The sequence below is a fragment of the Hallella seregens ATCC 51272 genome (assembly GCF_000518545.1).
Taxonomy (GTDB): domain Bacteria; phylum Bacteroidota; class Bacteroidia; order Bacteroidales; family Bacteroidaceae; genus Prevotella; species Prevotella seregens.
This window is the reverse complement of sequence record NZ_JADU01000027.1, coordinates 39805-46904: the sequence shown is the minus strand read 5'-3', so window position 1 is coordinate 46904 and position 7100 is coordinate 39805. Positions and strand designations below refer to the sequence as shown.

The window sequence follows — 7100 nt, the reverse complement described above, 5'->3', positions numbered from 1 at the left end:
TCTGCCTCGAGTGTACCTTTGATTTTGGCCACTTTCAGTGCCCCGAGCAGTTTTGGGGCATTGGCATAGAAAGTGCGGAATCCCCTTATGCACGCCTCGTGGCCGAGGGCATATGCCAGAAAGCTTTTTCCCTCAACCTTTCTTGGTGACGGTTCCCGACGACGGGATTCCCCACAGCCAAACAGCTCATGCAACTGCTCGTCGGAGAGGGACAGAAGCTGGTCAATGCTCTTTCCGCTTGAAAGGAACAGGCGGACATACTTGCGAACCGTGTTACGGGAAGCGTGAAACGCATCTGACGTTTCCTTGATTCCCATTCCGGACGACTCCTTAAGATGCTTTTGATTCTCTTGTTCATTTGTATAGATTTTATAGTTACCCGCTACACCAGGACTCGGGTACACTAATCTACAAAAAATCTCTAACAACACTTGCATCAAGTGATTTATATTATTTTGGCCAAGGGGGGGGCAATCATATTTTAGCCAATAGGAGCAAAATTATTTGGCCAAAAGTATCAAAATCGCGTGGCTTTTCCACATCGTGGTTTTCTTCCTAAAGCAGTATCAAAGACAGCTGCTGATACGAAACTCATTAACGCAGAGCCGATGGGAGAGCCTGCACAGGCAGGAGCTGGACGAGGAGCGGATGCGCTTCTTCACAAACATCATCCATGAGCTACGCACACCGATCACGCTCATACTCGGGCCAATAGAGGACTTAGCCGACGACAACAGTTTGTCCGACAGGTTGCGTAAACGGTTGAAAGGCGTACTGGCAAGTGCGGAGCGGCTGCTCGGGCTGGTGAATGAGCTACTCGAATTCAGAAAGACAGAGACACAGAACCGACACCTCACGGTAGCAAAAGCCGACTTGGGTGTACTGATACGAGAGGTGGGCATGAGCTTCAAAGAGATGGCCGACAAGCAGGGCACCACGCTTGAGATAAACATTCTAAACGACATCGTCCTCATCTACTTCGACTCTGAGGTCGTCACCACTGTTGTTACCAACCTCATGACAAACGCCATGAAGTACACTCCACGTGGTCGCGTAACGCTCTCTATGAGAAAAGGCAGAGATAACAATGTGAACATCACTGTAGAAGACACTGGCTACGGAATAGATGCCGAGGCGCTGCCTCACATCTTCGACCGTTACTACCAGGCGGGAGGCGTCCACCAAGCGTCGGGAACAGGCATAGGCCTTGCCTTGGTGAAGTCGCTCGCCGAGTTGCACCATGCACGCATCTCGGTGGAAAGCCAAAAGGGCAAGGGTAGCACTTTCACCTTCACGCTCTCAACAACCGACAACTACCCAGATGCGTTGCACAAAGAGGACACGGAAGAAAAGAAAACAGAGAAGCAAGAAGAAGTCCAGACTGAAAACTTAGAGCGCGACAAGCCAATGATATTGGTTGTGGAAGACAATTCCGACATACGCCAATATATCGACGACTCGCTGGCTGACGACTTCCAGATCATACAGGCCATAAACGGGCGCGAGGGTATTGATACTGCACTCTCGCAAATTCCCGATATTATAGTGAGCGATATTATGATGCCTGAGGCAAACGGCATTGAACTGACGCGCACGCTAAAAGCTGACATACGCACAAGCCATATACCCATAATACTGCTTACGGCAAAGACCAGCATTGATTCTCAAGAGGAGGGTTACGACAGTGGTGCAGACTCGTACCTCACAAAACCTTTCAGTGCAAAACTACTCAGAAGCCGCATACGCAACATCATGACCGGACGTAGGCGGCTCGCCGAATATATCAATAGCGGACAGACCATCCTACTCCACCCCATAACTCATGCTTCACAGGCTGAAAAGCTGACAGAAGAATGCCTACAACCACAGCTCGGCAAGCTTGACCGCGATTTTCTGGACAAGCTTAACAAACTGATCGACGACAACCTCAGCACCGAGGAAATAGACATTGCATTCCTCACCGACAAGGTAGCGATGAGTATATCCACGCTCTACCGCAAACTGAAAGCTCTCACGGGGATGAGCGCTAACGCCTATGTACGCAAACGCAAACTGCATCGAAGCATGGAGCTGTTGAAAGAGGGACGTTACAATGTCACCGAGGTGGCCATGCTTACCGGCTTCAGAACCCTCGGCAGTTTCCGCGAGAACTTCAAGCGAGAGTTTGGAATAACGCCTTCGTCTGTATTGCAGCTGGGGCATGAAGCCCACAAGAGCTCCGGCGAATGACTTAAGGTTTCCATTGACAACAGGCCCACCCACCCCAACAGACAGGCCTTGAGCGACTGGGAGATGAACACAATCGTGGGAAGACTGCCTGGGACTATTTTGTCCCCCAGTAGAAAAAAGCTGCTTTACACGGGTGAAGACGATATTGTTACGAGAATACCACTCAATTACACGATTATTTTGTTTTGACTTCGTCCCATCGTGGCGGTTCCACGCCAAGGAGATGCCTGACAAAAAAGTCGAAACGCTTGTGCTCGCCAAACTGTTCGCCCATGGTGTGATGCACACCGGGGAGAACCACGAGCTCGAAATCCTTGTTTGCTTTGACGAGTGCATCGACCACCTGATACGTGCTCGAGGGGTCTACGTTGTCGTCCAACTCGCCCACTACAAGCATCAGCGGCCGGGAAAGCCGGTGGGCATTGTAGACGTTGCTGCACGCCACGTAGGCAGAATCCACGGGATAACCCATCCACTGCTCGTTCCACCAAATCTTGTCCATACGGTTGTCATGGCATCCGCAACTGCTGTAAGCTGCCTTGTAGAAATCGCCATGAAGCAGCACTGCTGTGGTACTCTCCTGCCCTCCTGCCGACGCACCGAAAATGCCGACACGGGTAGAGTCCATGTAGAAGTATTTCTTGCATGCAGCCTTAATCCACAATTCGCGATCGGGGAAGCCGGCATCTTTCAGATTTTTATAGCACAGCTCCTCAAACTGCTTGCCTCTCCATGATGTTCCCATGGCATCAAGCTGCACGACAATGAAGCCAAGCTCGGCAAGCGGAGTCATGTTCCAGTTGTGGGATTGGAAGCTCTTGGGCGTGTACGCATCGCCCGGCCCAGCATAGATATACTCGATAACCGGATATTTCCTGGCTGGATCGAAATTCGTGGGGCGCTGTATGATGCCCCACATCTCGGTCTTGCCGTCACGGCCTTTGGCCGCAAACACTTCCGGGGCGGCCCAGCCGCGCTGTTTCAGCTTGCTGATGTCGGCAGTCTCCAACGTCTTGACGAGCTTTCCGTTGGCCGCATCCCTCAGCACCGTCACGGGTGCTTGGTCCACTTTGGAATAGGTATCGACCAAGTATTTGTAGTCTGAGCTGAATACTGCATGGTGGTTGCCGTCTTCGGGGGTCAGGCACACCATGTTCTTTCCATCCATCCCTATTTTATAATAATGTATCAGATAAGGGTCTTCCTTAGGGTTCACGCCGCTGGCCGAAAAGTAAATCGTCCCGCTTTTCTCGTCTACGTGCTGCACACTGCGCACGCACCACGCCCCCTTGGTTACCTGTGCCGCAAGCCGGCCTTTGACCATATCATACAGGTAGATGTGGTTCCAGTTGTCGCGTTCGCTTGTCCATAGCAGCTGCTTGCCGCCATGGATGAACTGCCGCCACAAGCGGGAGTAGTTGACAAAGGTGTTGGCCCGCTCGTCAACAATCGTGCGCAACGTCCCCGTCCTTGCATCCATGGCAAGCACTTGGTAGGTTTTGTGCCCACGCTTATTATACTCCATCGTCACCTCCCGGCTGTCGGGCGTCCACTGCATCCAGTCCAGACTATACTGGTTTTCCAAAGCGTGTGCATCAGCCTCCACCTTTCTGGCCGTCTCCACTTCGATGATTACCGGGAGAAGTTGCGGCAGTTCATCGCCGGGCTTGGCGTATTCCTGCTTGTGCAATATGGGTTGCAGCTGGTCTGTGGGCGACGATTCCACATAATAAGCGTAGCGTTTCTCAACAGGACGCCGCTTGCAGACAAAAATGTATTTGCCGTCGGGGCTCCACTGTATGCGGTTGCTGTAGTAGCTGGCAATGGTGCCATCCTGGGTAAGTTGCCGGACGGGAGCCGCGCTGTTGTCCCTCGCATTGAGCGAAGAGACCACTACGTTGTAGCCCTCGACATAGGCAACGCGTGTGCTGTCTGGAGAGGGCACGGGAATCACTTCTTTTTCCTCGTCCACCTCCATCCAATGCCGCTGATGCCGCCGCCCGTAAACGGGCTGGCGCGGCTGGCGCGGCGGCATGCCGAGAGCCTTTTCCATATCCTCAAGAGTGGTGTAAGTCTGCGAGCTTGCCTTGTCCACATCATAGACTACGTAGCGTTGGCCATCGCGCGTGGAGACTTGGTAATGGAAGACATGCGCCGAGTCTTTCCACGCCACGTCACGGGCCCAGTGGAACACGGAGTCCCTGCTGAACCACTGCCGAAGGGCATAGGCCCGGTTGTAATCAGCCGCAGTGCCTTGTGTCGGGGCCTCAAAGGCTGCCGTCAAGGCCATGCCCTGTGCCGATGCGGCCGATGCAGCGGGGGTGTCTGTATGCTGCGCCGACACGCCAAAGGCTGTGGAAGCGAGCAGAAAAGCAATTAAACAAGATTTCATGTGTCCGTATCTTTTATTCATTATCCAAATGTTACAGGCGGCAAGAGCCCGGCTGAAACTCATAATTTCTAGGGTTTCCCTATCACGATACAACGCCGGGGACAGGAGAAATGCTATTGTTTGACAAAACGGTGAGCGCGGATATGTCCGTCAGCCGCTGTCTGCACAAGATATATGCCCGGCGCAAGGTCGGCAATCGAGAGGCTGGCTTGGTTTTGCGCGGCGGCAGGAAAATGTTTGAGCAGCCGGCCATTGGTGTCGAAGAGCTTCACCCATTGCAGACGACAACCTTGCAGGGTGAGCGTGTTGCCGTCATGGGTCAGATGAAAATCGGGGGCCGTCGTGTTGTCAATGCCGGTGGGCAGCAGCGAGATGTCGAGGAAAGTGTCGTCTTTGCCATACAGCTTTTCCACAGCATAACGCTCTGCTGCGGGATTGTCGATGCCGATGGGGTTCTCTTTGATCAATTCGATCGCGATACGATATTGGCCCTCGGCAAACGAGGCGGGGATGTCGACGGCGAAAGGCAACAGGGTGGTATCAAATCCGCTAAAGGCGGTCTTTTGCTCGCGCCGCACTTCGAGCGCCACGGTTCCGTCGGCATTGAGCAGTTGGAGTTTGGCTTGGCAAGTGCGTTCCAGTCCGCTTTTGTTTCTTATAGAGAAGTATATTTTCTCTTCGCTTCCCGGTTTGACATGCCTTACCGAGGGCTGTTCGGCGAATTGGAATCCGGCCGTGAGGAAGTCTTCTTCCACCACGCGCACGCTGCCGTTGCTGATTTCGATCACCATGCGCGGGGCCAACTTCATGCGCCCCCACTCACCCCAGCTGCCGTCTTCCCTCTTGGGCACGCAGATGGGCAGGAGCTGATAATAGCCGTCGCCCAGTCTTGCAGGGTCCGTCAGGCTGACTTTTATCTTCTGGGGAGTGACTATCACGTTGTCTTTCTTCATGTATCCATCGTCGTATTTCCCAAACACCCGATCGGTGAATCCGCCTGCAGCGTGGTCGTCTGAGGCGCAGGGGGTGAGCATCTTGCCGTTCATGTCGAAGATGCCAACGCCAATGTCACCTTTAAAATTGGAGCCTTTATTGATAAAGTAGGCCATCTCTACAGCTGGCATCTCCCCTACGGCGAATGTTTTGGCATGTCCGTCGGGCAGAGTGAGACTGCCCTCCAAGGTAAACCTTAGCTTCGGACTGTCTGCAAGCAGCGAGGGATCTATCTTCTTGCCTGGCTTGTTGGGATGGGTCAGAATGGCAATGAGCCCCACCTTGAACGACAATGGGCGTCCCCCGAACTCACCGCCGCTCTGCGCCACATCGGCAGCCGTGAGCGAAAAGTAACCGTCGCTCTGTCCGCCCCAGCCAAAATTCATATGGAAAAGTCCGTTGCTGTCCATTCCGTCGGTTACCCAAGCGTGTCCGTCTGCCTCAATGGCATAATAGCCCGAAAGGTAAACGGGGAATCCGTCGAGCAGTTCCTGTCGCACGATTTCGGTGAAGCCGGCCGTGCCTTCATCGGCTCTCCTCACGAAAGCGGTGGTGTAATCGAAGTGCTTCTGCCACGCGCTTTCCGCCTGTTCGTTGTAAGCACCGCTCGCACGGTTTGTATATTGCATCCCTGTCGCGATGCCAATGTCGCTCATCAGCAGTGCAACGGCGTCTTTCTCCACATCGGTCGAAGGATGATAATAGTTATAGACATTCTTCATGTGCCCCCAGTCGTAGTAAGACTGGCTGAAATCGGCATGCTTCACTTGGTTGTCATACACTACGGTATAGCTGTTTTCGCCGCGTCCCTGAACGGGCCACTTGTGGTAGAACATCACCTGCGCCATCGCCGTTGCCACGCATCCGGTGTAGGGATAGCCCGTATTTTTGTTGTATGGAAAAACTTGATCCCACTTGCATGTCAGCAGCGGAGCCACAGCCTTGTAGCCGGGCAGTGCACGCGTAGAGGGTTGCGTTGTAACGGATTGAGCTGCTTCTGGCTGTTGTTGCAGCTGCGCAAAACGCTCACGATAAGCCTGCAGCAACAGCCTTGCGCCGGGATTGGCGTTGAGCGTGTCCAGCTTTCCCGCATCACTGTAAGCGAGAATTTCGCCCATGGCGTCATCGCCAGAAACCACCACGTAACCCTTGCCGCGTGCATCGTTGAATACATAAAAGGGTTCTGTTGCCGGCCGCCCGTTGCCTCGAGTCCTCGGAACGGCGGTCAGACGGCGGTCAAGTGTAACATATTTCCGTGCGATGTCGAGTGCTTGTCGAGCCGAAACCTGCTTGGCATGGAGCCGCAGAAGGGACGAAAACGCAAGCACCGACAACACAAGTGAGAGTCGGAAAGGAGTCACGAATCGGTTGGACAGACGCGCCTGTCTGTATTTTTGGATATTGTTTTTGTGGTTCATTTTACTGAGATTTTATTTCAATGTCGTTTCCTTTTCTTGCCCGCAACCAGTCTTTCGCCATGTCCCGG

At 53.4% G+C, this 7100-nt stretch carries 3 protein-coding genes and 1 pseudogene; 1 reads left to right on the top strand and 3 read right to left on the bottom strand.

Translation table 11 applies throughout. From position 1 onward, the window contains the following. Positions 1-131: pseudogene (locus L888_RS14760) on the bottom strand (ATP-binding protein); the annotation flags it as partial. A 373-nt stretch (positions 132-504) separates the two neighbouring features. On the opposite strand from L888_RS14760, the gene L888_RS13525 reads away from it, so the two are divergent. Continuing rightward, on the top strand, positions 505-2229 hold the full coding sequence (locus L888_RS13525) for a hybrid sensor histidine kinase/response regulator transcription factor (protein WP_052323295.1): 1725 nt from the start codon (positions 505-507) through the stop codon (positions 2227-2229). 175 nt (positions 2230-2404) lie between these two features. Here L888_RS13525 and L888_RS0109160 read toward each other — a convergent pair whose 3' ends face one another. Then, positions 2405-4519: a DPP IV N-terminal domain-containing protein gene (locus L888_RS0109160; protein WP_027952670.1), complete on the bottom strand. Its 2115-nt coding sequence runs from the start codon at positions 4517-4519 to the stop codon at positions 2405-2407. A 215-nt stretch (positions 4520-4734) separates the two neighbouring features. Continuing rightward, complete coding sequence (locus tag L888_RS0109155) at positions 4735-7032, bottom strand: thiol protease/hemagglutinin PrtT (RefSeq protein ID WP_027952669.1); 2298 nt, start codon at positions 7030-7032, stop codon at positions 4735-4737. Positions 7033-7100 lie beyond the last annotated feature (68 nt).

Coding starts and splice junctions, on each gene's coding strand:
- L888_RS0109160 (WP_027952670.1), bottom strand. CDS start 4,519: ATGGCCTTGACGGCAGCCTTTGAGGCCCCGACACAAGGCACTGCGGCT.
- L888_RS0109155 (WP_027952669.1), bottom strand. CDS start 7,032: ATGAACCACAAAAACAATATCCAAAAATACAGACAGGCGCGTCTGTCC.